The 25,024-nt window shown below is 60.4% G+C and carries 18 protein-coding genes; 17 read left to right on the top strand and 1 reads right to left on the bottom strand.

Features of this window, described 5'->3' with window-relative positions; all coding sequences use genetic code 11:
- Nucleotide 1: 1 nt before the first annotated feature.
- The 17 genes from SS05631_RS30520 to SS05631_RS30440 all read left to right on the top strand — a co-directional run bounded on the left by SS05631_RS30520 (nt 2) and on the right by SS05631_RS30440 (nt 23,541).
- Complete coding sequence (locus SS05631_RS30520; protein ID WP_245369191.1) at nt 2-2,236, top strand: hypothetical protein; 2,235 nt, start codon at nt 2-4, stop codon at nt 2,234-2,236.
- Nucleotides 2,194-3,006: a hypothetical protein gene (locus SS05631_RS32460; protein WP_244412313.1), complete on the top strand. Its 813-nt coding sequence runs from the start codon at nt 2,194-2,196 to the stop codon at nt 3,004-3,006. Before SS05631_RS30520 ends, SS05631_RS32460 begins: the two co-directional genes overlap by 43 nt.
- Complete coding sequence (locus tag SS05631_RS30515) at nt 3,003-3,893, top strand: hypothetical protein (protein WP_037424780.1); 891 nt, start codon at nt 3,003-3,005, stop codon at nt 3,891-3,893. Before SS05631_RS32460 ends, SS05631_RS30515 begins: the two co-directional genes overlap by 4 nt.
- Nucleotides 3,890-4,621 carry a hypothetical protein gene (locus SS05631_RS30510; protein ID WP_157213207.1) on the top strand — a complete coding sequence of 244 codons (732 nt, stop codon included), beginning with the start codon at nt 3,890-3,892 and terminating at the stop codon, nt 4,619-4,621. The genes SS05631_RS30515 and SS05631_RS30510 overlap by 4 nt, the downstream gene beginning before the upstream one ends.
- Nucleotides 4,618-5,202: a hypothetical protein gene (locus SS05631_RS30505; protein WP_037424784.1), complete on the top strand. Its 585-nt coding sequence runs from the start codon at nt 4,618-4,620 to the stop codon at nt 5,200-5,202. The genes SS05631_RS30510 and SS05631_RS30505 overlap by 4 nt, the downstream gene beginning before the upstream one ends.
- Nucleotides 5,202-6,317 (top strand): hypothetical protein, encoded by a 1,116-nt coding sequence (locus SS05631_RS30500; protein WP_037424786.1) that lies wholly within the window; start codon nt 5,202-5,204, stop codon nt 6,315-6,317. Before SS05631_RS30505 ends, SS05631_RS30500 begins: the two co-directional genes overlap by 1 nt.
- Complete coding sequence (locus tag SS05631_RS30495; protein ID WP_037424788.1) at nt 6,314-6,829, top strand: hypothetical protein; 516 nt, start codon at nt 6,314-6,316, stop codon at nt 6,827-6,829. The genes SS05631_RS30500 and SS05631_RS30495 overlap by 4 nt, the downstream gene beginning before the upstream one ends.
- A gap of 1 nt (nt 6,830) precedes the next feature.
- Entirely contained in the window at nt 6,831-9,026 is a 2,196-nt protein-coding gene (locus tag SS05631_RS30490) for a DotA/TraY family protein (RefSeq protein ID WP_037424791.1), read from the top strand.
- Between the two features lie 55 nt (nt 9,027-9,081).
- Nucleotides 9,082-9,426 carry a hypothetical protein gene (locus SS05631_RS30485; protein WP_157213208.1) on the top strand — a complete coding sequence of 115 codons (345 nt, stop codon included), beginning with the start codon at nt 9,082-9,084 and terminating at the stop codon, nt 9,424-9,426.
- Between the two features lie 153 nt (nt 9,427-9,579).
- Nucleotides 9,580-10,659, top strand: a complete 1,080-nt coding sequence (locus SS05631_RS30480) for a hypothetical protein (RefSeq protein WP_037424796.1) — start codon at nt 9,580-9,582, stop codon at nt 10,657-10,659.
- 169 nt (nt 10,660-10,828) lie between these two features.
- Nucleotides 10,829-11,362, top strand: coding sequence for a hypothetical protein (locus SS05631_RS30475; RefSeq protein ID WP_037424798.1), 534 nt, complete (start codon nt 10,829-10,831; stop codon nt 11,360-11,362).
- 802 nt (nt 11,363-12,164) lie between these two features.
- On the top strand, nt 12,165-12,836 hold the full coding sequence (locus SS05631_RS30465) for a hypothetical protein (protein ID WP_037424804.1): 672 nt from the start codon (nt 12,165-12,167) through the stop codon (nt 12,834-12,836).
- A gap of 139 nt (nt 12,837-12,975) precedes the next feature.
- Nucleotides 12,976-13,875, top strand: coding sequence for a hypothetical protein (locus SS05631_RS30460; RefSeq protein ID WP_157213209.1), 900 nt, complete (start codon nt 12,976-12,978; stop codon nt 13,873-13,875).
- A 7-nt stretch (nt 13,876-13,882) separates the two neighbouring features.
- On the top strand, nt 13,883-15,121 hold the full coding sequence (locus SS05631_RS30455) for a hypothetical protein (RefSeq protein WP_037424808.1): 1,239 nt from the start codon (nt 13,883-13,885) through the stop codon (nt 15,119-15,121).
- Nucleotides 15,118-17,196 (top strand): ATP-binding protein, encoded by a 2,079-nt coding sequence (locus tag SS05631_RS31735; RefSeq protein WP_037424810.1) that lies wholly within the window; start codon nt 15,118-15,120, stop codon nt 17,194-17,196. The genes SS05631_RS30455 and SS05631_RS31735 overlap by 4 nt, the downstream gene beginning before the upstream one ends.
- Nucleotides 17,197-17,218: 22 nt before the next feature.
- Complete coding sequence (locus SS05631_RS30445) at nt 17,219-21,451, top strand: hypothetical protein (protein WP_037424816.1); 4,233 nt, start codon at nt 17,219-17,221, stop codon at nt 21,449-21,451.
- Nucleotides 21,448-23,541 (top strand): hypothetical protein, encoded by a 2,094-nt coding sequence (locus SS05631_RS30440; RefSeq protein ID WP_050988351.1) that lies wholly within the window; start codon nt 21,448-21,450, stop codon nt 23,539-23,541. The genes SS05631_RS30445 and SS05631_RS30440 overlap by 4 nt, the downstream gene beginning before the upstream one ends.
- A gap of 180 nt (nt 23,542-23,721) precedes the next feature.
- On the opposite strand, the gene SS05631_RS30435 is transcribed toward SS05631_RS30440, so the two are convergent.
- Complete coding sequence (locus SS05631_RS30435; protein ID WP_037424821.1) at nt 23,722-24,948, bottom strand: ATPase, T2SS/T4P/T4SS family; 1,227 nt, start codon at nt 24,946-24,948, stop codon at nt 23,722-23,724.
- Between the last annotated feature and the right edge of the window lie 76 nt (nt 24,949-25,024).

Below are 25,024 nucleotides of genomic sequence, written 5' to 3'. Positions count from 1 at the left end.
ATTGCTTGACTCGCTGGCGGCTGTCATCGGCCGATCAGCGCTCAGAAAGTCGCTGGACGGCTATTGCCGGCTCGTGACTTCGGAGGGCGAGAACACGCTTGTTGCCGACGATGGCTCGTTGGTGACCATGTTCCGGCTCGAAGGCTTCCGGTCCATGCCGGGCGAGAAAGAGATCAGCAAGGCGGTGACCGATCTCCGCCTTGCTTTCAGCTCTCAATTGGGGGCACCCGGCTACACGCTTCAATTCTGGTTCGGCCATACGCCGGACCTGGGAGCTGCCGACATCAACCGTGCCCTGGCTGTCACCGAAGGCGTGGCGGCCGATACGGGTCTCGACATTCACGACCTGATCGACGAGCGCCGGCAACTGTTGCCGCAACGTCTGACGGGAGAGCGCTGCTTCACCGCGCTTTGGTCGCGCCCGACCCTGCTGACCCGGCAGGAAATCAAGACAAGCTCAGAAAAGGCGAGGCGCGATGCGCGGGGCGCTCCGCCAATGCGCCATGCGCAGTGGCCGTCATTGGCGATCGACGCCCTGATGACGCGACACCGGTCCTTCGGCGAAGCACTGGTGAGGGAATCGAACATTGTCGGGATAGAGATCGAACCCTTGAAGGTTCACGAGGCGCTTGCTGAGATCAAGGGCGTCCTCAATCCCGAATATCTGATCGCCGGCGAACGCTGGAAAGCGATCCTGCCGGGCGATTTTGCCCGCGCCAGGATGCCGAAGACGGCAAGGGAGCTGAAAAAGACCGATGTGTCGAACATGCTCTGGCCGCTTCTGGCCCGCCAGCTCATCAGCGAGCATGGCGAGGTGATCGACCAGACGACGGTACAGCTTGGCGAGACCGCCTTTTCGGGTTTCGACATTTCGCTCGGACCAGAGGTCGTCGTTCAATTCAACGAGCTGATCCGGCGCGTTCTCGACAGCAATCAACGCATCTCCTGGCGCGTGTCGATGCTGATCGATTCCGGAGGTTTCCAGGGCCAGGCGTTCAAGGAAACCTATACGAACATGATGACGTGGACGGCCCCGATCCACAATTCGCGGATCAGGGCGGCCTTTGAGAAGCTGCGTCGCGACGACGGCGCGGCTGACACGGTTGTTCGTTGGCGCTGCTCCTTCGCGGCCTGGGCGCCGAAGACGCAGATGGAGCTCCTGCAGCGGCATGTCGCCACGTTGCGGCGAACGGTAGAGCGTTGGGGCAACTGCCAGACGGACGCATTGGTTGGGGATCCGGTCCAATGCGTCATGTCCTCGACCTTGGCGCTCAACGCGCAATCGACAGCGCCGGCGGCCGCCGCAAGTCTGGCCGATGCGTTCGCGCTCGCTCCGATCGCGCGTCCTGCGAGCCCATGGCAACTTGGTTCCGTCATGTTTCGAACGAAGGACGGTAAGCTGTGGCCTTATCAGCCGGGTTCTTCGAAGCAATTGGGGTGGGTGGACCTGATCGTAGGCACACCGGGTTCCGGCAAATCCGTTCTCATGAATTCGATCAATCTCGGCGTGGCGCTTTCGCGCCAGTCGGGCCGGAGCCGATCGAATGAAGGGCTATTGCCGCGCATTTCGATTATCGATATCGGCCCGTCTTCCTCTGGCTTGATCAGCCTTATTCGGGACGCGCTGCCCGTCCATCGTCGGCACGAGGCGGTGTTCCACCGGCTGAAGATGTCGGAACAGTATTCGGTCAATCCTTTTGACCTGCAACTGTGCATGCGCACGCCGTTCGAATACGAGCGTGCTTACCTCGTCAATCTGTGCTGCCTGATTTGCACGCCGGACGGCGAGGAGGCGACTTACGACGGCATTAGCGCCCTTGCCGGCGCGACGATCGACGAAGCCTATAAGTTCTTCAGCGACAGCCGCTCACCGAAGCGTTACGCCCGTTCGGACTCGTTCGAGGTCGATGCGGCACTCGACGAGCTCGGTTTTGATATCGATACGGCGACGACCTGGTACGAGATCACCGATTTTCTGTTCTCGAAGGGCAAATATCATGAGGCGGCATTAGCACAGCGCTACGCTGTGCCGACGCTACCTGACCTCGTGAACATCTCGAACTCGGAGATCGTGCGCGAACCGTTCCGCGACATGAAGGTGCCGACCGGCGAGGATGTGCTGAAGGCTTTCCAGCGCATGTTGACAGCGGCCTGCCGCGACTATCCGATCCTTGACGGCCGACGCGGTTCGATGTGTCGAACGCCCGCATCATCGCCTTCGATCTCGCCGGCGTGACGGCGAAGAGCGGTCCGCAAGCGAAGCGTCAGACCGCCATCATGTACATGCTGGCGCGTCACGCGCTGACGTCGGACTTTTGGATGGATGCCGACGAAGTGCGCGCACTGGATCTCACCGATGATGTTCGCGCCTATCACCTCCAGCGGATCGAAAATAACCGCCAGATGCCGAAACGGCTCTGCTTCGACGAATATCACCTGACGGGCGGGCTCGGCATTCGCGATCAGGTAATCCAGGACGTTCGCGTTGGCCGCAAGGCCGGCGTCCAGATCTCGCTTGCCTCTCAGCTCCTCGAGGACTTCGACCCTAGCGTCCAGAAGCTCGCGAACAGTTTCTGGTTCTGCAACGTGCCGACGGAAGATTCCATTCGTCAGATTGCATCGACCTACAACCTGACGCCCTCGATCATGGACGTCATGCGAGGTCTTCGCGGGCCAATAGAAGGGGAGGGGGCGCCACTGTTGGCGATGCTCAATCTCAAGTCGGGAACCTACGTCCAGCATGTGTTCAACCAGCTTGGCCCAATCGAGATTTGGGCGCTTTCGACCACGGCTGAAGATACCTCGCTTCGCACAATGCTCTACGAGGCCCTTGGGTCCAAGGCGGCGCGACGGTTGCTTGCGCGCCGCTTTCCCTCTGGATCGGCCAAGGAGACGATCGAACGCCGTCTTGCCGACATGGAGGACCGGGGCGTGGCGATCGATGACAAGGTTCGCGGCAATGCCATTCGCCAGCTTGCCGATGAGCTGATCAAGGAGGCTTCATGACACGAAAAACGAAAACGACGCTCCCGCCGATCGTCTTTGATCTTCTTCGCAACACAGGAATGCCGGCGGTTGCTGCACTGCTCGCCGTCAGCATGTATGCGCCGGCTATAGCGCAATCGCCCACTGATCAGATCGTCACGGAAACGATCGATTTCGAGACAACGGACGCAGACGCAACGGCCACGGCCCGGAAGATGTATGGCCGGGAATACAGGGTCGTGCAGGCAAACCGCATCTGGCTCGAGGAGCCCACGGATGGCTATGACCAGATCGTCGTTCGCCTGGGCGAAGCGCGTGGCTGCGCGACGGGCTGCTACGTGGCGGCCCTCTATTACGACGACAAGCAATGGCTCGAAGTCTGGCGGATGCCGGGCAAAACTGTTGGGCTTGGTGCGGTCGGTGTAACCGGGATGAAGCCGATCTTTGACGGCCGGCGCCTTTGGCAATGGTCGGGAACGGCGTACATGGCACAACCGGTCCCGCAGGAGCGGAAGAGCCGGACACCCACGGAGGAGGAATTGAAGGCGGCCACTCGAGCCCTCAAGGAGCGCTTCAAAGGTGGCTACGAACCGCTCGAACCATCGAATGTGTCTGCTCAAGACATCAATCTGAAATCCGGCGATGAAGCTGCGATTTTGATAAGCTCAACCTACTATTGCGGCAATTCGGCCTGCCCGGTTGTCTTCCTCGACGGCAAGAAACAGGTCATCGACGTCGTCCTTGCCTGGGGGCCGGATTTCTCTGTTATCGACGAGCGAGACGAGAACGATCGCCGCATGGTCGAGGTCGCGACGCGGGATGGCGTTGCGACCTATTCGCTCGGCGAGAAAGAGCCCCGATCGGTGATTGAACCGATGAAGATCACCATTGCGGGGCAGAAGCGATGAAGAGATTAGTGGTCGCCTTTTCATTGTTTTTGCCGATCGGGGCGAAGGCTGACTACAACAGCAACACCGCGAAGCTCGAAGGTGGCGATTCCTATTCGATCTTTAACGGCAATGGCGGGAGTGCTGTCGGCAAGTACCAGATCACTGCCGGCACCTGGAACCAGCTCGGCTATTTCCAATACGACGGAAGCGGACCCAAAGGCGATTGGCGCAATTATTACGCCACCGACAAAGCCAAATCGGCTGGCGTCAATAGCCTGAACGACCTTCGCTATTCGAACGCCGGGGCTTCGTTGCAGGACCGGGCGAACTATGAGCTTGCCGAACGAAACTGGTCTTCGATGAGCAGCGAAACCCGCGGTCTGGTCGGTCAGACGATCAACGGCGTAGAAATCACCCAGGACGGGTTGCTTGGTGCTGCGCATTTCCTCGGCGCCGGCGCTCTGAACGATTGGGTCGCCAGTGGTTTCGATCCGAGCGTGCTTCCTGCCTCCTATCTGAGCGCGAACGGTTTCTCGTCCTATGCCGAACTGCAGGAACACTTGCTCAAGCGCATGGCTGCGATGAACGGCCAATCCTTCGCCGGTCTTGACGGAACTGGCGGCCTTGGCGGCGACGTCGGTGGCGGCATGTACGACCAGACCGAAGGCTTCCCCGGAATCGGCACGAAACGGCCGGTTCTGATTCGAGAAATCCCACCATTCCAAGGGGAGAAGGCAACGCTATGAGGACCCTCCGACAACTGGCAATTTGCGCCGTGAGCGGCCTGGCTCTTGCAGCCGCGGCCGTTCCGGCTCAGGCGGACCAGATCGAACAGCTTTTCAAAACAGAAGGGAAGGGCTGCATCGACACGGTGAAGGTCAACCTTGTCGATGCGATCCGTGCCGGCATCGACAAGGAAGTGGAGCGTCACGAGGCGGCTCTGCAGAAGCCGCCGGCGCTCGACCAGCTCGGATGTCTCGACAATCTGTTCAACGTCAATCTCGACTTTGCAATCCAAGTGCCGGACCTCACCAGCCTCTTCAATTCGGCCACGTCGAACGCGGAGCAACAAATTTGCTCCTACGCGCAGGATGCGTGGAACAAGGTGACGGAACCGCTTCAATCGGCGCTGCAGTTGCCCTCGTTCGACTCCCTGCAGTTGCCGGGCGGCATGGGCGGCGGATCGGTCCCGACGCTCGACTACAACTACAAAGGTGGTTCGCTGAACCTGCAGCAGCCGTCGGTCAACAATTCCGGCCGGCGCGAGAATGACGGCTCGCTGCTTAACGAACTTTACAACGATCTCTATGGACCGGGAGGCCTGTGATGAAGGCAATCATAAAATCGCTCCTGTTTGCCGGGACCGCATTGGTCAGCCTTTCCGCGGGGAGCGACGCGTTTGCTTCTGGCTGCAATTGCGGGACCGTTCGCAACATCGTCCAACGCGCCCAGGAGAACATCAACACCCATACCACGGATGTCGGCAATCAGATTGCACAGACCATCCTCAAGGGGGTTGCGCAGTTAAGCGCCTATCAGAACCGCGCGATCGAAGCCAATTCGCGCACGCAGGAAGCTGCGCAACTCTCCGAGACCATCAGAGAGAGGCAGAAGGCGAGAGCTGCTGCCGAAGGAGGCCGGTATGACCCGGCGACATCGGCCTGCCTGGATCTCTCGGGCATCTTCACCATGGGAAAAGCGGGGCAGGGGGCTGCCGGCTACGGCGGCAATGACGTTGCAAACGCGTCCCGCAACTGGTCATACGGCAACGAAGATATCGGCAAACCCGTAATGGAGGGCGGCCTGGCCGTCGCCAATGCGATCGTTTCCGATCGCGACGCACTGCGCAACGTTGGGGGTCTCGCCGATCCGACCTCGGATGTTCGCCTCCTGACCGACGCGATCACGCTCGATACATCGGACGGCGACATATCAAAGGCCTACGTCCGGATGATCAACAACATGGTCGATCCGATCCCGCCGAAGCCGATCACACAAGTGGAATTGAAGACGCCAGCGGGCCGTGCGCAGGTAGCCGCACGCCAGGTCGATGCTACGCGTCGTTCGGCCGCCCACGCGGTCTACAGCTATCTCGGTGACATCGCCGCTCCGACCGGCGGTCAGCAGCTCGCCGAATGGGCGAAGAAAGCCGTGACGGAATCCTATCCGTTTGAGGTCGGCGACCACGTTTCGGAGTTGCAGGCGGTCGATATTTTCGTCCGCTCGCGTTTCGCCAATCCCGAGTGGCACCAGGAACTGGCGGGCATGTCGCCGGAGGCCGTACAGCGCGAACAGTTGCTGGCTCAAGCGCTCAATCTTCATGTCGATTGGATGCGGTTCAATCTGGAACGCCGGCAGGCGGCCGCCATTGCCGCGTTGCTATCGAACAGCCTCGACGAGCGCGACAGTCGCACGACCATCACGACGGCGAACGCGCAATGAGTGAGAAGGGCCGCATTCGCCGGTTTGCAGCCTGGAACACCAAGCGCCTGTTCGGTGCGAGGATATTCTTCGATGCCGCTTCTCATGCCGCAACTGATGCGGTTGATAATGTTCAGAACACGATCGACGAGCTGCGGCCGAAGGGCCGGTTGCGGGCGCGAAGTTTCGGCGATCGCTACCGGGACGGTGGCATAGAGCGTTTCAAGGAGCTGAGCCGCGATCTCGAGGTGACCGAGATCGAAGCGGCGCTCGCGGCCTGGGACCGAGATTCGAGCATCTACATGATCACGGGATGTGCCGCACTCGGCGCGATCCCCGTGCTGTATCTGCTCGGCCATCGTTCCTTCTACCTCCTGATTGGCGGGTGCATTCTCGCCATGATCGCCTTTGCTCTCTCCATGAAGGCGGATTTCCGCGCGTGGCAGATTCGACAGGGCCGTGTCGGATCGGTTCGCGACTATTTCAACGACCGTCTGCCTTCCAATATGCAGATCCTTTCCAAGGACGAATGACATGAACCGGGTAGGGCTCCTCGCGCTTTCTTGGATGATTTCGGCAAGTGTCGCACGTGCCGACGACATCAACATTGCCGACATCATCAAGGGCGAGGGCGATACCCGGTCCAACTCCTTCCTGAACATGATCTTCGGGCCGCTCTTCGCCGGCCCGAATGAAGAAACCCTCGTTTCGTCGCTGATTGCCAACTTCAACGTCCTGTTCTTCGCTGTCGCGGCGGTCCTTTTCATCTACAACATCGTGGTCGGCGTCACGGAATCGGCCCATGAGGGCGAAATTCTCGGACGCCGGCATTCTGCGATGTGGGTTCCGCTGCGGACCATTCTGGCAGTCGGCGCCCTGGTTCCCATGCCGACGGGCTACAACGCCGCTCAGCATGCAATCGCCTACATGGTCAACGTCAGCACGGCGACGGCCTCGTTCTTCTGGAACGAGACGGTAGACCTGATCGTCGAACAGCGGATCCCCGTTGTCGGCGGCGACTATGACGCGCTCGATGGTCAATTCCTGCAAGCCTTGTGGCGCATGGAACTCTGCCAGGCCGTCTACAATCTTGAGGTTTCCAAGGGCGGCGACGGCCTCGATGGCATAGCGCGCGGCCCTTGGCAGACCGTTTCGGGCATCCGGCAGATGGCCTACAGCCTGCCGAACTCCTACGGCGCTTGCGGCATGGTCAGCCTGCCCGGGCAGACGACAGGCTTTCAGCGCCTCGCCGAAGCGGCCGGGAAGACCTACGACGATTACATCAAGGACATGGAAACGGCGGTCTCCCAAACGGCTGACAGTTTTACGGGAACCGCGGCGCAGCTTGCACAGGCCGTCAGCAAGCGCCAGGCACTTCCGGCTTATCGAAACCTTCGGGAAGACCTCAAGAGCTGGCGGGCAAAGCACGCTGCTATCCTCAAGCAATATATCGGCGAGGATAAGCTGCAGAAGGCCGGCAAGGACATCACCGAGGCAGACGAGCCGCTGCAGGTGACGCCTGTCGGCGACGAACAGAGCGTCGCTCTCGCCGGCAACCTGAAGAATGGCGGCTGGCTCCAGGCCGGCTTCTATTATCAGTTGATTGCCCGTCTGTCGGCCGATTCCAACGCTGTGGCGACGGCCTTGCCGAAAGCCACCCCAGGCGGTGCGATCGGCGCGGCTTCCAATCCGAGTGGCAACGTCCACAACGCGATTGCGTCGCAATATGCCGACAACAACTGGTATCTGCTCGGCTCGGCCGACGGCGACGCCAAGAAATTCCTCGACCAGATCTCCGCGACCTACAATGGCACGGTCGAATGGTGGAACGAGAGCGTTGCCCGCAGCGGCATCAAGGCCTTCGTCAACGAGCGTGTCGCCTTCGCCGATAGCGGCGGCGACATTTCGGACTGGATGCCCTCGGCCGGTACGCTTTATGAAGCGCTCGAATTCCTGAACCCGACGCGGGCGACCAATGATCCGATGATCGGTCTTGTAACATTCGGAACGCAGGTCACGTTCTACGTTTCGGCCGCGATAATCGCGCTCTCGGTGCTGGCAGTTGTACCCTATGTCGGCAACGGTATCGCCGTGCTTTCGAATTTTGTGGGCTGGATCATCAGTGGCATCGGCGCGGTCGGAATGTTCCTCGCATTCGTGCTGCCGATGGTCCCGATGGTGACATGGGTCATCGGGATCGGGGCATTCTTCCTGCTCGTCATGGAAGCAATCTTTGCCGCCCCGCTATGGGCGATCGCGCACCTCTCGATGGAAGGGAAGGGCATGGGTGGCGAGCAAGCCCGTCGAGGCTATGTGATGGTCCTGGCGCTGACGCTGACGCCCGTCCTCATGCTGTTTGGGCTGCTGCTCGGAATGATCCTGTTCCGTATCATGGGCGTTTTGATCAACGGCGGGCTCTATTATGCGCTGACTTCGGCCCAAGCACTCGTGGGCGACAGCCATGTAAGCCTCGCCTGGTTCCTCGGTATCTTCGTCGTGATGATTTTCATGGCAGCGGTCTACCTCGTCATCATCGAGCGCTCGTTCTCGCTGATCGCCGAATTCCCTGGCAGGATCTTCCGCTGGTTCGATCACATCGGCGACGATCTCGATGCTCATACGGCAATGCGAACCAATGCAGCGGCGCTGGGTATGGCGAATCACATGGGACGGTCTATTGAGGGGGCAAAACCGATGATGCTTCCGAAGCCGACACAGAAAACGTCTTAGAACCTGCGGTAGCAAGAGGTTTTCCCATGATTGAATTTGGTGTAGCGTTAGTCTAATGCTCACCGCGGCACGAAAGGGGCCGGATATGACACTGCCGAAATATCTGCGTCCAATTCGTGACCTTGAGGCGCATAAGCTGTCCGCAACGGAAAAGGCCGTGCGAATGGTGATCTTCACACCATTCCTGATCCTCTTTTCAATGCCGCGTGGTGTTCTTTTCGCCCTGCCATTGGGATTGATCTTCGCCTTCCAGCTCCTGCCGGTCGGAATCGACAGTATCATTCACGATCCGAAAACTTACAGGCTCGAGCTGACAATCCTATTGGCCGTAGGGGCTTTGCTGATCTTCTCGAACAGCATTGCGAAGGCTATCCGACGCTATTTCCTGCCTTTCGGGTGAGCTCGTATCATAGACGTCTGAAAAGGCCCGCTGAGCGGGCCTTCTGTTGGTGCGGGACCCACAAAGGTGTGAAGTTGAGCTAAGGTCGCAGCGGAGACCATCGTTGTCATCAGACAATGAATAGCGTTAGTGCGCCAGCGGGAACGGAGTGCCATGAAAGACCAGTCAATAGACCGACCGTCGCCAATACCTGGGCTCGGACGAACGGCCAAGCCGTTCGTGTCGACGGATGCCGCACATGCCATTGTCAGGGCGGCGGAGCAGGTTGGCTGGGATGTAAGTGACATTGATAAGTTTACTCGACAGGTCCAGCACGTCGAATACGGCCTTTCCGCGGAGGTTGAATTCGCCGCAATTCTGCGCTGGCTCGGATGGTGCACCTTCGTCCATAGGCTCAGCGATGACGTTCTTGAGGATCCGGCCCGCAATTCGTGGACCGTCCCCGATCTGTTTGCGGTGTTCCAGGCGGACGGCAAGACGTGCACTGCATTGGTCGAAGTCAAGACCACTAAGGATGCGCAGCTAAAGATCAAGACTTCGTATTTGCAGCGCCTGCATTCATATGCTGCTCTCCTAAAGCAGCCACTTCTGATTGCCTGGCGCCCTCGCGTTTTGGGATTCTGGATTTTGTTTGACCCGTCCATCGCGAGGCCGATCGACGAAGAGTCTGTGGTGATCGATTTAGAGTTGGCGATCATTAATGACCTAATGAGCATCCTTGCTGGTGATTATTATCTAGTTCCAAAGGATGGCGCCGGAATCCGGTTCGAAGTGACGCGGATCGGCGAAAAGGAGGCGACTCCAGACGGGTACCAGGCACTATTCCAGATTTCCGATGCCTACCTGCACGATGCGGCCGGCGTTCGGACCGAGCACGTACCGGATTCGGTGGTCTGGGCTGTCCTCTCGACCGTGCACGATCATCAGGAAATCAGCGACGAAGGATTTGTTCAGTCCTTCCTCGCTTCGGGAGGCATGACGCGCGCCCAGGTCGTCCTGCGAACCGCAGTGGGCTACTCGCTAAAGGAAGAGGAGCGCATTCACTGGAAAGCCGTTGGTAACAACCTCGACGCCATTCTGAAATGCGATGACCTGTTGTGCGATGCTAAAGCGCATTTCGGCTCCTTCATGAGCTACATCTTCTACCAACAGCCACAGAAACTTCCGGCCTTCCTTCCGCACGGATGGTCCGGTCGGCCAGCGCGGGGACCGGCAACGCAGCCAGCTACTTAAGCTTTATTTAATGAAATCAACACGTTAGTTCCATAAATCGCATTATGCGATCATTTGCTTCAATTTCGCTCTTTCCACGATATCAGCACGACACTGCAGCAATTTCCGGATTGACAATGGAGGGCAACAAGTAGTTTAGTTCATAGAGCGCTTTGTGGGGGGAAAGTGCATGTCAACTGTTAATTTGCGCGTTGCAATAACGGGCGCAATCCTTTTCCCACTATATCTGAACGATGCTGCCGCCCAGACGATAAACGTCGTCATAGAGACTCGAATTAGGCAGGCAGCTCTCAGCTTCCAAGCCGGTCTAAAGTCGCGGCAAACGCTAACGATTCATTTTGATACCAAACAAATCTCAAATACGTTTGAGACAGGCGTCACCTCACTGTCCGGAACGAATCTATCCAGTATTCGCGACAAGTTTGTTATCAACAACGTGCAATTTTCCGGTAGTGTGGCAGCATTCAAGGCCACCGGACAGACTGCTTCAGGCATAATTATCATCCCAAATATCGATTATAAATTGGACATAACTGTCGACAAAAGCGCAAAAGAGATCGTTCTAAGCGGCTGTCATGATGGATATCCAAGTTACATAGTCTCCGTAGAGGGGAAAACTGTATACGAGTTTAAGCAGGAATTTATCGGCGCCCTGTTCGGAGCGTGCGACATTAACGTACCGAGTACAACGATAAACTTCTAACAATGTAAGGCAGTACCTACTGGCGATCAGTGACGTAGTCGCGGCTCCCTTGAACGTTGTAGACCAAGGGCTGCGCTTCTAACGGGGGAAGTACTCGAGAATCCGACGGATGCTGCCGACTGGCTGGATGCCTGCGCGCCGCGAAGTTGCCGGAAAGATTTCAATCACGTTCGATCTGGGTCACGACATTGAGGGATTGACTACAGTCTGAGGTACCAGAGAGGTATCTGGGAGGGGCCGGGAGGGGGCGCCGTGAGGGGGTTGGTTCATCTTTTCATTTGGTTGGTGGTCGCATCCGGCACTGCAGCTTACGCGCAGTCGCCGTGCGACGGGGCCGCTACGCATGGGATTGCCGACTGCCGATCGGAAAGTGTCGTTCTCTACGCCGGCGTGTGGCGGGGCCAATCGCGCATTGCTTCGGACCTATTGCTGCTGGACCCGACCCGAATGTACTGGGCCTGCTGTGCCACGGATGCCGCGAGCAACCCCTCGGCAGATCTGCAGCGTGGCGCATTCTTGGTGGTGCTTCCCGGCCAGCCCCGCTCGGATGAGACGGTTGTCGAGAGCTGCGCCGCAGGGATCGATTCCAGCGTCGACCAAAGGGCCAGGGACGGTGGCGATTCCCTGTGGGCCCCGGAACGGCTAGCCGAGGCAATGATCGTGGGGTGGCCCGATCCGGCATTAGCCGACCGTTCTGCGGTTTGCCAGGGGCCGCCAGTGCACCTGAATGCGACCAAGGCCGTTGTCGGCGCCGTTCTGGTCGTCTCCGTGCCCGCCAGCGCTGTTGCGGACGGGGAGTGAAATGCACAAGATTCTTGCAAGGATCGTCGGGGTCTTGGGTCTTGGGGCGATCGCCTGGTCGGCGGAATGGTCCATCGCCGAAGCAAAAGAAGTTTCCATCCCAGTGCAAATCGTCGTGACCCACCTGGACGAGGCGACCGTCCGCTGGGAAGCGCGCGTGCCCGATATCGCGGAACGGGTGCCGGAACTGAATGCTGGCGATACTGTGACGGCGTTGCGGATCGAAAGCGTAACGAAGGATCTAGGCACCTGGGAGCGGACATATCGGCGCTTTAGCCATCAAAGCTGCCATACGAGCTGGTTCCAGAAGCGTTGCAAACGGTATTATGCGAACGACAGCTTCAAGCGGACCAAGAGTTTCGACGTTCCGAGCGACGCCGTCGCCCTGACCATCGAATTCGTTCACGGGTTTGCGCCGGAAGTCGCGTGGCACCCCGGCGAGTATTCCGTCGCAAATTTCCTCGACAAGCCTATCAAAGTGCTCGGACCACTTGAAATGACCATCAAGGGAGGCATTCAGACCGAGGTGCCGCAGGCTATGGATGGGGCCGTGGGCGATCCGGTAGGTCCGGTTCGGCTCAAGACGCTTGTCGGCAAGGATGGACCCGCGCCATGGTTCACTCTGGTCGTTGATTTCGAAGCCGCGAACATGGTCAACATTGAGGGGAAGTAGGATGCTTGCTACTCTTGGTCTTCGAGTCGCGCGGTACACTGCGACAGCGTGTACGGTTCCGGCGATACTTGCCTCTACGCTGGCGGCCCCAAAATCGGCGCTCGCCCAAAGCACTCCGACGTTGAGCTGCGTCACCGAGGTGACCGGCCAGGACTCCTCAGGCAAAACCCTGGTGACAATTCCGGGAACCTTCATCGGGACGCGACCGGACGGTAGCCTGATCATCGCGGTCGACCCATCATGCCTTGCCAGCCGGGTTCCGCCCACGCCACCCTCGGACAAATATGACGACGCCGACGCCATCATCGACGGCGTCGTGAAGCAGGCTAAGGAGGCGGGCGTTCCTCCCGAGGTAGCAGATCGCGCCGGGACCGCGCTAAAGGAAGATGTCGATGTGGCCAAGCAAACGAACGACGATCCCGCCAATCAGGTCAACGGAGGCAACGACGCGCGCGTGCAGCAGAGCGCGGAGGATCCGGACAACAGCGACGACGCGATGGTCGCGGCGATTGGCGGCGTCGCGGGGGTCTGCATGGTTGCTTCGGCCGGCATCTGTGCCGCGGCCGCGGCGGCCATCCTCCCGAGCATTCTGCCGGCGAAGATTTCGTCCAAGGATGTGCAGGGCATCGCCAGCGTGATCAACGACATCAACCAGGGCAAGCCTGTTTCGCCCGAGGGCATCAAGACGCTGTTCGACGTCGCTCGCAAGTTCGGCAAGGCCAACGAGGGTGATCTGGCCGCGCTAGGCAAGCTGGCCGAGAGCGGGCTCAAGGTCGTCGCCGAGAAGGCCCTTGTGGAGGGCGGTCTGAAGCAAGACGCCGCGCATAGGGTAGTCGAACTCATCAACAAGGCAACCAAGACCGGCCGCTTCGAGTGCGACGAGGTGTTCAAAGCCGCCAATATTCAGGGTCCGATCCAAGTATCCGACCAGGAATTCGTTGCAAAAATCATGGCCACGGTCGAAAATTCGAGATACGGCGCCTCGGTCGCGTCGGACGTTCAGGCTTGCCTAAGCAAGTATTTCGACCCGAACGAGTAAGGGCGCCATGAAGCCCTACGGTATACTCGATGGTCTGGCGGTCGGATTTGCCGCGGCCCTGCTGATCATTGTCGGCGTGGTTGCAACGCACGCTTATGACTGGCTTGCCTGGGCGGCTCTCCCCGCAGCGCTGCTTGTCGTCGTGGCGATTGTGCTGGCGGCATGGCGGGGGCACGGAATGGTCGATGGCGTCATGCTTAGGCCCTGGCAGCGGCAGTTGCTACTGGCGGTGGTCACGGTCGAGCTGGTGGGCATTTCCGTCACTCCCCTCCTTAAGTCCAAGGTCGATAATGGCACCCCGCCTCCGGTCGAACCATCGACGCTGGTGACTGACGGTTGCGGACGGCTGGTAAATGACATGGCCGCTCTGGAGCAGGTTGTCGAAAGCAGGGAAGGAACGGCCCGGGATGCGCTCCGCCAGTACGCAAAACTGCGGGTTGAAGCCAAAGCGTGTGACAGCCTGAGCGGCCGGCTGGCTGCCGTCCAGGTGAAGCTGGCTTCCTGGAACTCGGAGAACAACGAACTGAGGATCGATGTCGAGAAGCTCGAGGCGGAACTCAACGCCTTGCCGGCGCCAATGATCGAGCCTCCCCCGGCACCGGCTGACGCTCCCACCGATAGCACGCCCTTTGTTCCCGATTTCGCATACATTCCGCCGGCGCTCATTCCTCCTCCCCCCCCTCCCTCTTCAGACGAATCCACCACGGTCACGATCGAGGAGAAAAGGCGCTCGTTTCTGGACGCGATACTCCGCCTGTTTTCTGGCGGGTTCAACTTCGGAAGTACGAAGATCACCACCACGGAGATCTTGGGGGAGACGATGCAAAGCGCGGACGACCACGGCAAGGCGCTGCTGCAGGCAATGGCCGATAGTATTCCCAAGGACCGGCCGGACCGCCTAGCCGAGTTCTGGCTGCAACTCCGAATGCTGGCAAACGAGCCGGAAACGCCAGAAGACCAGCGGCAGGCGATCAACGGCTTTCTTTACGATCAGGGCCCAGTACCGTTTTTGTGCGACTGGGTTCTGTTGTCCCTCAAGGAGCGGATCGGTGAAGAGGTGGCGGCCAGGATCAGAGTAGATGAGAGTAGTGTCAACGACGTTGTCAAGAGCGCGAACAGCGATGAGTGGCCGAAGGTCTACGCGGAGGTGCATGCATGCGTGTTCAACAGGGACAGGAACCACTTTGGGGCCTACCAGCCGGCGCTCGGACGCCTTCAGTCGACTCGCATTGAGGTAAGCGAATGAGCAATTGGGAACTTCGAGGACGCTTCGCCTCCACCGTTCGGAATTGGATGGAGGACGGCCTCTTCTGGCTGAAGGCATCTCCCAATCCCTTGAACAAGCTCGACTCCTCCAACGTCGAGCGATTCTACGAGACCGGATCCGACCTCATTGAGACCATCGTGGGCGCTATCGAGCGTAAGCAGCACGTGGCGCTCGCCGGACCACGGGGCTGCGGCAAGTCCTACTGTGTCGGCCAGGCGGCCAACATTGCGCAGCAGCGCGGCCTAATCCCGCCTAGCGGCATCATCAAAATCCAAGGGAACAAGGAGTTGCCGCGCGACTACCTCATCGAGGACGATCTTGCCCTCGAAGTCAGAAGCGGCGTCGTCCTCCCCAAGCCGAAGTACGCGCCACTGTTCAGTCGCGCGCGCCGGGATCCGGGGACGGGCCGCCCGATCGTCATCAACGGCCGAGTCGAAATTGAGGGCGATGGCGCCAATGGCCTAATGAAGCCCGGTCAGACACTCGTCCTCTTTCTCGACGAGGTGAACCGGTTTTCGGATGGCGTTCTGGACAGCCTGCTACTGTTGCTCGAAGAAGGCGAGGCAATCATGGGCGGCGACACCTATCAGCTGCCCGTTGTAGTACTGATGACCATGAATCCCCCGGGGTACGACTCCAGCGCGAGGAACTTGAGCCCTCCGCTTTCCGCGCGGATTGGCCGACAGTATCGGCTGCTCAGTCCACAGCTGGACGTCCTGACCGATACCATTGCCCCGAGTGCTATTGCGCGGGCGACGACCACCAAGCCGGTATCGGCCGAGCCTGTATCCGAGGTTCCTGATGGCGAGGCTGCTGTTGGCGAGGTAGCTGCCAGCGACGCTGCTGCCACGCAGCTCGGGCCCGTCCGGACCCCCAATGTCCTTCCGCCCAGTCCGCGCACGCTACGACGCGCCGCGGCGGCCACGCTGTGCTGTTGGGGCAATCCGGCTACGGAAAAACCAAGCTTTGAGTATTTGTCCGAAGACATGCGGAGGCTCTTGTCCGGACTTGCCCGGTCCGATCCCGCGTTGGAAGCGGCCATGACCACGTTGAGTGATCTCTGCCACTACGGTCCCGACGCACGAGCCCTGATCGATTGGATAAAGGCAGCGTCCGTGGTCGCGCGCAACGAGGCGATGGCTCTTTGGCAGCGCTCGATCCAAGTGCAGGGGCGGCACTTCATTGACTCCGCGATCACGGTGATCTCGCACAAGGTGCAGGACAGCTTCTCTTCCGCCTCGCAGCCCGGGAACACGCGCCGCAAGGAGGAAGCGATCCATGTGATCGTGCGCACCCTGATGCACGGCAGTCCGGAGATCGATGCATTGCTTCGCCGCCGGCTCGATGACGACGAGTTGCTCCTGCCGGCGGCAAAGACGATCTGGACCGGCGGTCGTGCCGGGCAACTGCGCCAGGAGATGATCGACCACAAGGTTGTCGAGGACGCCGCGGTCGAGCAGTGGTGTGCTTTCATCCAAAGTCTGCCCGACCTCGCGACGAAGCCGGACATCCGCAGCTCGATCGAGAAGGACCTCGACGACAAAAGGATACTCGAGCCGCTCGATAGCCAAACGAAGGCCTTTTCGTCCAAGAATCACAAGGAGTTCACGACTTGGCTCGCAGGCCAGCGGTTCACCGCGATACCTCAGGCGCAACGGCGGGCCCTTTTGGCTGCCCTAAAGGAGGTCGCGCAGCGTCCCGCTTACGACCGGACACTAGGGGACTATTTCGATCGGCTGCGTTGCGTGCAAGACAAGGTCTGGCCTAATGGGGAAGCACTCATGGCGTTGATCTCGGAAGCGAGCGAGTTGGCCCGTCGTCGACAGCCCTTCCAGACGGTCGCCGAGTGCATCGACCTGTTCTGGGTACGCGCCGAACACTATGGCACGAATGTCGTCAACGACATCAAGCGGCGCCTCGACGAATTAAACCTACATCACACTACGCGCACCAGTGTCGACATGGTCATTTATGCAGCGGCATCGACGATCGCCGAGCACCCAGCCCGCGGCCGCAACACACGCGCTGCCCTGAGAGCTTTGACACACAAATAGGCGGAAGGCCCGGTGGTTCGTCGTGCCAGTTGACTTTTGGGACATCATTCCCGGTACCTACCTCTTGGTAGCCTTGTGCGTAGGCATTGCTGCCCTCTGGCCGCCGCTTGGTGTGCGCCGTCTGGTCATGGCGCTCACTCTTGTCGTGGGCAGCGGCGCGGTGGCCATTGCAACGTTCACTCCCACGATCACCTTGCCCACGCATTTCGTCGTAGTCGCGGAGTGTAAAGCTTTCGAGAACCGCGCCGCTTTCGAGGACAGCCTCAGCAAGCCCCTAGGCGACCGACCGTTTCTATCCGAAGTAACATACCTCGTGCTTAGCGATCCCGGGTGTAGCGACCCCTCGCGTGGCGCCATTAAATTAGCGGGGCGCGACCTTCGGTCCGCTATGACGGCGGCGGGGGAGGCCTTTGATACCACGCCGTTCTACAATCGGTGGCGGGCAAATCGGCTCATGTTGGTGGGCGTTCCCGGCGGACCGCTATCCGAGGAACGAGGGGTGAGAGAGGAGGAGATAGTCTCGGAGTACCTCGGAATGGTCGAGTCGCTTCGTGCCTCCGTCGAGTACCACGAGATCGGCGACACACCGGACCGTCGGCTCACGGTGACAGCGCCGATCTGGCGGGCGACGCCTGTGGGCAGGAACTCCGTGGCGCTGCGGCTCGATTTTGCAGCGGACCACATCACGGACGCGCGAAGGATCGAGCTGCAGATCGTCCAACACGCTCTGACGCCCGACTGCCAGGTGACGTCTTCCCCCAGACTATCCACGAACCAGCCTCCCTACCTGATCGACGCCAACCTGCTGAGCGGCGCCGACGCTCAACGAGACGACGTGCGCGTCGAACGCCCCAACGGGCCTGACCAGGGGAGAAGGCTGATTGTGACGGTGGCCTACCTGGACCTGATCGCCGACAACGTTTCCAAAGGCATCTGCAAGGATAACTGGTGGTCGTTCATTGACATCACCGCGACTGTGTCGTTGCCGGACGGCGAGGTAGTCTTTCGCGGCGGCACCGCGTTGGGGCGCGCCTCGGAGCCAATGCTGACACTCTATACGCCGCGCCAGGGCTCGATCGCGGATCAGCATGCCGCCGCAGGGTGGGAGATGGGTGCCGCCGACTTGGTCGCTCCAGACCCTGGTTGGGGGGTGAGCAAGCTCCTAGAGACCATCAGCCAAGAGGGGAGGGCGAAGGCCGCCAGCGACAAGGACTGGGCAATACGGTCGCCGTGGCGGACATTGTGGCGTAGTTTCGACTGCTGGTTCCAAGGTCCCGATGATCTCCTCGCCCGCCCGGAGGAGTTTCGCCAATGCTTGGGCAAAAGCCGCCGCCTTGCGGTCGTCTCGCCTAGTGCCGATGCGATCCGGGCGCTAGACTCGTTCGAGATCCAACAGCTGGTGGAGGCCGGTGCCCTTAATACGCTTGTTGCGGCGCCCGAGTACTCCGCCCGAGAGGCGGGTGAGCTTCCAGCCTGGGCTGTGCCCGCGACACCAATGCTGCCGCCGACGGTATCCATGCCCCTCATCGTGGCTAGCCCCACTGCCAATGGCTTGCTCATTCGCGGCGCCGGAGCCAAGCCGAATCTTCAAGAGACAGTGCTCGAGAGTTTGGTCTCTCCCGGAGTAGCGGGCAGCGCCGAGGCCAGCGCCTCGTGTGCGGCTGCTTCGGAGCCAATTAGCACCCAAAGAAGCCTGTTCTGGTTCGCTCCTCAAAGCCCCCTCATTGCGGTTCCACCGGTCTCGTCGCCGGCGCCCTCCCATCCGCAGATTCGGCTTCGCGGGCTGCTGGAGACGGTCGCTCCGAGCGTTTCGATCTTCCCCAAGGCTTTCGACGAGAATGCGGCGCGGGGACGCCTTGGAAGCGAAGGAACGTTCAAGGACAATCTACAGTGTGATAATCCCATCAAACGTACCATCGACGCGATCGTCCAGCTTGAGCAGTCCGGGCTCTATCGGCCCGGGACCAGCCGTGTGCCACGGGCGGCGGTCCTGCTGTTTGACACCAATCAGCCCGCCCCTCGCCTGCTGGCCGTCCCCAAGATCTGCGACAATGGCGACCCGGGCCGCTACGATCCCCCTGTGGTGCAGAGGAGGCTCAAAGAGTTCATCAACGCCGGCGGCCGGATTCTCGTTCAGCCTATCATTCCGTCGATTGAGTTCGATTCAGAACTATACAAGGATGCGGCCGCGCGGATCGGCGGCACTCTCTTTGAAACAACGGCGCTCCTGCGCGAACAGCTTTCCAACGGCCTGATGGACGCGGTGGCCCCTCTGCCGCAAATGTCATCCAAGGAAGATCCGGCAACTGTTGCCCGGGTGATTCTTGCCAAAATGGAGAGCAACTGGAACGCTAGGCCGCTGTCGGGTGGCCTTGTGGCGGCTAGCGTCGACTATGGGACGCTCGGCACCAGGAACGCCGCTTGCGCACTCGATCTGGCGGCAGAGTTTCCTGGTCTTCGATACCATTGCCTACACACTCCCCTTCCCTCGGGTAGGCTGCCCTTTGCCAATGCGCTCAACCGCACTGGCCCGGCGCCGGAATTTTTTGGCGCGTTCGGTCCGCGGGCAGAAGACCGACTGGTATCAGGACAGTTGCAACTCGGCGACGGCAGCGTGCTGCGGCAGGTCGTCCAGATCGGCCGCGGCAGATCGGTCATTCTGGGCTATTCGCCTTTCGCCCGAGACCAGCTTGCGCACGATTTCATCGAGACGCCGCACTCGGCGCGGCTCAAGCGGGGCCTATGCTTCCTCATGGATGGGGGCACTGGCACCGTATACAACCGCGTGGTGACGAAAGAGGATAACCTCAGCGGCACGTTTCCGCGTGACGGTGGCATGGAGATGCTCGATCGCTTTGCACAGTCTTTGGACCAGCCAATCGATGCTCCCGTCCTGGACACGATTGTCGATCGGGACGTGGCGACCGGGGCCTTCACGCTTGTGGCGTACGCTCACTCCGGGCGCGACTCGGCTTGGAAATGGCGGCTCGACTTGGACCCCGCTGACGCTTCGGCCGCGCCCTTCGCCCCTGGCACCGAACCGGCCTCGCTAATCCTGCAGAGCTTCAATCCGCGCACTGGCGAGGCGCGTATCAGGGTGGAACCGAGGACTTCGGGGTATCGCGGCGCGGTCGCGATGACTCTCAGCGATCCGCCGGCAGGCCCCCCAATCATACTGCCGCTCGACTTCCCCCAACAGCTGTCGACGATCGATCTCTCCAAAGTCATTACGTTGCTCAACACCAACCGCTCGTCGTCGGCCCGTCTGACAATCGACGCATCGGCCGCTTCGGTCCTGGTTCTGATAATCTGCGCGCTCGTTATGTTTTCGCCGCTAGCTCGCAATTGGGCTGCAGCAGGAGCACTCCTGGACCGGTGGCGTCGCCGAATCCTGAGCGAGGCGAGCTTGCCGCCCCGGGCCGCGCCGCTGCTGTCCCTTGAGGCGGCTCTGAGCGAATGGGGCGCTCATCCCGGACAGCCAGCCGCCGCTCGCAATGCCGGGCTTCCCGCCGGTTTCCGGCAATGGCGCGCTGGCGATGCTGGACGCGCGATTATCCCTGCCAGTCTCTACGGAGTTCTTGGGCGTGGCGCCGTGGTACCGCCAATGAAGCCGCGTGTGCGGCTCAAGACCTCGTCACAGGCTACGAGCGTGCTAGTCTTGTTGGAGGGCACGGGTGCGCTCGCCTTCCCGACCGCCCGCAACTCTCCCTCTAAGAGCGACTACGCAGCGACTCTTGCCGCGTTCCTCGTCGGCGCCGTGACGATGTCGCATGGTCGTGCCGAGGTCGCACGCGTCGGCGGGGAGGCCGTCCTGACAGCGGATCCGAATCAGCTGTGTGCCGATATTCCGGCAGTGTTGGATCAGCCTCCTTCGTTTACTCCTCCCGCGGACCACGTCCGGAAACATGGCGGAGCGGCGTTGGTGTTCTTCGTTGCCGACGGGCTGTCCATCAACCGGCATGACCTTGTTGCGATGGCCGATGAGCTGGGCGTTGACGGCAACCGGTTGAGAGTTGCTGCCATCGTCTCGAACGATGACCGCTACGGGGCGACATTGTTTCGCGATCCGCGCAATGGGGCTTTCGAGGACGCTTCGGAGGTCCACCCGGCGACTTTCGTTCGTCTTCGAGACCAAAGGCTCGAAGCTGCCCGCTTCGAACTGGAGCGGCACGGCGCCCAACTCGTCGTGTTTCCGGCTGAGGCCACCACCCAGGAGACCCTACGACGCCTCAATGAAAGCGGATTTCTGGCATGACGCTCGATGGCTTTTTCCAGCAGTCGTGGATCGCTTCAGGGCCCGCAGCGATATTGCTCGGCTTCCTGACGTTGCTCGTGACCTTGAGCTACGTCTGGCACAAGCACGTTTCGTTTTCTTCCGGAACACAAGTCAGCTGGTGCCGCCGCTTCAGTCCTATCGTGGCGGTGCTGATCGGTCCGCTGCTTGTGCTCGTCGGAATGGCCAGCCTGCTGTTTGTTTTTGGAAGGCCAGAATCTGTGGTCCTCCGTTCCTATGCGTTGCCAAACGATAATGTGCGGCGCACGCCGAAATGCTTCGAGGCAGATTTCGCGGCCCTGCACGGTGGGCATGCTGCGCCGCGGGAGTGCAACCCTGTTGCGTTTATGGCCAGCAGTCGCGTCCTCGATGCGGGACCGCTTGTCAGGAGGGCCCTGGACCTCTTCGTGCTGAACAATCCATTGCAGACAGCACAGCTGGGCTCGAGAAGTGATCCTGCGGTGCTCGATCGTATGCGCAATGTCGTGATCGAGGTGCTTTCCGAAACGGACCCAGAAGCGGTCTCCACACTGCCTCCGGCACCAGCCCACGCCAAAATTCCGCAGCGCTGGATTACGGAGAGCATCGAAACCGCCATCGTCGAAGGGCTCACTGTGCTGCGAAACGTTCGCAACATCGCTGTGGAGCGCCACGTCGCTGACAGCGACCCTCAGGACCAATGGGACCTATTGAGCCACCGACTGTCTGTCGGCATAAGTGCCAATCCGCCGACCGTGCACCTGACAAGGGGGAGCGTGGTCAGCAGCGATGCTTATGTCTCCTTGTTCGGCCAGCCTTGGCTGCAGCAGAACAAGGACAGCGCCTTAATCTATGCGATGCTGCTGAAAGGGCCGCGGGAAGCCGACGCGTCGTTGCGCCTGCGCGGTGACGACGACACCGCGATCCCCCTGAAGTGCGGCAGTGCTGGCGGCGATTCAATCCCCGTCAAGGATTGTGTGGCGGATTTCGATCAATGGTCAGAGGGAACCACCCGCCTTGCCGTACTGAACACGTTGGGCCCGCTTCCGGACGGGCAACATTCCCTCGACCTGACGATCAATGAGACCGGGGAAGTGCGAACGGCAGATATCCTCGACTACCTGAGCGCCGAGACCATTCGGGCTGCGGGCGATTCGGTTCTTCTCGGGACACTTGGCTGCCTCGCTCGTGCCAGCCCCGCCACACCGCTCGCCACATTGGCGAACCCGCCGGATGGCATACCCGCCATCAGGCCGGTGGCTGCGGGAACAGCCGCGGTGTTGCTCAACCGGGAGTCCGGCCGGCTGTGGGTCTATCCAGCCGATATCGATCCGGCCCTGCTAGCGGACCTCAGGCGAGACGCGCTTTCCGTGCCGGGCAAGGAGGCGACAGGGTCCAACGGACCCTTGGCGGGTCTTTGGCTCTTTCCCTATCTTGCGCGTAGTGACGGCCTTGCTCCTGGCATAGCGCAGATGCTCGCAACTCCGCTGACGGCGGTGCGCCCTAGCGCACCCGCACGGTGGGACACCGATCCCGCGGTCGGACTGAGCGCTCCGACGTCGCTGTGGATGTCGCGCTACGACGCTCGGCCCGTTCTCTTTGCCTATGCTATGGACAACTACGTCCGCTTTGCCCAGCGCATATCACCCTCGAGTGCGTTGCCGGTCGGTTGGCGGATCGAGCTTGCGGCCGGGCGGATCGGTGGCGGCAAGGCCGTGGTCTGGGCGTTCCAGCTTGACCTCGCTCAGCAGGGACTACTGCTGGACTCAGCATGCCGACCCGTGAGCGACCGGACGGCGCCTGAACCCGCCTACGATTCAGCGCGCTTCGTTCCCTTCTGGAGCACGATGCTTGAGGCCATACGGATGTCGGCCGACCGTGGAAGGGAGGACGCGGTGTTGACAGCGTCGTCGTATTCAGAGCCCGTTCCAGTGCTTCTCGACGATGCTACCAAGAGGCGGATTCACATGCGTGTGGCAAGATTCGGGATGCTGCTCGTCCTTGCCGGTATGTTAATGCATGCCGTGCTGATGGTCTGGTTCCGTTTCTCGGCCACCAACGGCTCCCAGGCTCATAGAACTCGGCCGCGCTAGTCTACATCATTCAATTTCCGGCTGGGTTCGCCTGTCGATAAGGAAGCACATTGGCCCCGCCGCGCCAAAGGATCTCAATGCCGTCGCCAAATACCACAGCCTGAGCAGCATCCAAAGTTGATGACGTCCAATCCGTTCGCGCCGACGATTTCGTACAACCTCATGGAAGGCGTGCCCCATTCAGTTTAGGATCTCGAACATCGACCGCGGGATGAAGCTGCGGGCCTCATCCGCGGTGATCCTGCCGTCGTCGACCAGTTTCATGACGGACAGCGCAAGTGGCCGGGCAATGACCTTGCTCGATTCCATGCCTTCTTTCAGAAGCTGACGGACGACAGCGGACCAAGCGTCGATTGGCTTGTCCAGGAACCGGTCGCGAACGTCGTCATCGAAAACGAGGAATTCACGCACCGCATAGCGCCTCGTACCATTGGTCGTCCGGATCAAATGTTGGACGATGAATATCTGCAAGGAGCTGATCAGGTCGAACGCTCTCGACGCCTGTTCCTCGGGCGGGAACTCCATGGCCATGCGCCTCAAGCCCTCGGCGACAGAGCCGGCGTGGGTGGTCGTATTGACAATGTGCCCCTGAATGCTGGCGGCGATACAGCCGCTCATTGAGCCGTGATCGCGCGCTTCACCGACGTTGATGATCGCCGGCGCTCGGCGCAGGGAGGACCAGATGCCCGTCGCGAAGGTTGGAAGATCACGGCCCTCACCGATCTCGGTCTGACCGATAAAGCTCGGAGAATCTCCCTGCTCGCTGAGGATATCGGCAAAGGTGAATTCGATCGGCGCCTGAAAGTCCACGATCTTGCGGGGGTTCTCGGGGTTCTCCAGGTGCATGCGCGTAATGGCCGCCATCGTGGTCGATTTGCCGTGACCGGTGGCGCCGGCGATGACGATGATTCCAGACTTCGGGTTGAGAAACGGCCGCAATTCCCCTTCGAACTGAACATCGTCCAGGCTCGGGGTTTTCGACGGCAAGGATCTAAGCGTGAGCTCGATTCCTGCTCCGCCGTTCTTTGTGATGGGCGTAGCATTCACGCGGAATCGATGTCGCTCCTGCCGGCTCACCTGCACTTCATAGGAGAAGTCGAGACAACGGCCCTGGCGCAAGATGCTCGGCGCATCACTCGATCGCCAGATGTAGGACAGCAGCAGATCCACCTCAGACCGAAGGAGGATCCGCTTCGCGCCGTAATGCTGGCGCGAGTTGATCTGGATCCGCGGCCGCGCCTCAGACTGGATCGTGATGTCGGATGCGCCACGCTTTGCCGCGCCGACAATGAAGGTGTCGAAGATGTCAGGAGACGTGTCGAATCGGGTCGGCTCTTCCTTCAGAACCGGCACGAAGGCGGCCGTTGTCGAGAACTCGGACTTATCCAGCAGCGTTTCGTCGATCATTGCTATCCGCGTTTGTAAAGCCACCCACCAATGACCCGGCAATCAGTGCCGCGATGATGAAAATGCCGCCCACCCC

The organism is Sinorhizobium sp. CCBAU 05631 (genome assembly GCF_002288505.1).
GTDB lineage: Bacteria > Pseudomonadota > Alphaproteobacteria > Rhizobiales > Rhizobiaceae > Sinorhizobium > Sinorhizobium fredii_C.
The sequence above is the reverse complement of the archived record's forward strand: the minus strand, read 5'-3'. Positions and strand labels throughout refer to the sequence as shown.

Coding starts and splice junctions, on each gene's coding strand:
- SS05631_RS30515 (WP_037424780.1), top strand. CDS start 3,003: ATGACACGAAAAACGAAAACGACGCTCCCGCCGATCGTCTTTGATCTT.
- SS05631_RS30510 (WP_157213207.1), top strand. CDS start 3,890: ATGAAGAGATTAGTGGTCGCCTTTTCATTGTTTTTGCCGATCGGGGCG.
- SS05631_RS30505 (WP_037424784.1), top strand. CDS start 4,618: ATGAGGACCCTCCGACAACTGGCAATTTGCGCCGTGAGCGGCCTGGCT.
- SS05631_RS30500 (WP_037424786.1), top strand. CDS start 5,202: ATGAAGGCAATCATAAAATCGCTCCTGTTTGCCGGGACCGCATTGGTC.
- SS05631_RS30495 (WP_037424788.1), top strand. CDS start 6,314: ATGAGTGAGAAGGGCCGCATTCGCCGGTTTGCAGCCTGGAACACCAAG.
- SS05631_RS30490 (WP_037424791.1), top strand. CDS start 6,831: ATGAACCGGGTAGGGCTCCTCGCGCTTTCTTGGATGATTTCGGCAAGT.
- SS05631_RS30485 (WP_157213208.1), top strand. CDS start 9,082: ATGCTCACCGCGGCACGAAAGGGGCCGGATATGACACTGCCGAAATAT.
- SS05631_RS30480 (WP_037424796.1), top strand. CDS start 9,580: ATGAAAGACCAGTCAATAGACCGACCGTCGCCAATACCTGGGCTCGGA.
- SS05631_RS30475 (WP_037424798.1), top strand. CDS start 10,829: ATGTCAACTGTTAATTTGCGCGTTGCAATAACGGGCGCAATCCTTTTC.
- SS05631_RS30465 (WP_037424804.1), top strand. CDS start 12,165: ATGCACAAGATTCTTGCAAGGATCGTCGGGGTCTTGGGTCTTGGGGCG.
- SS05631_RS30455 (WP_037424808.1), top strand. CDS start 13,883: ATGAAGCCCTACGGTATACTCGATGGTCTGGCGGTCGGATTTGCCGCG.
- SS05631_RS31735 (WP_037424810.1), top strand. CDS start 15,118: ATGAGCAATTGGGAACTTCGAGGACGCTTCGCCTCCACCGTTCGGAAT.
- SS05631_RS30440 (WP_050988351.1), top strand. CDS start 21,448: ATGACGCTCGATGGCTTTTTCCAGCAGTCGTGGATCGCTTCAGGGCCC.
- SS05631_RS30435 (WP_037424821.1), bottom strand. CDS start 24,948: ATGATCGACGAAACGCTGCTGGATAAGTCCGAGTTCTCGACAACGGCC.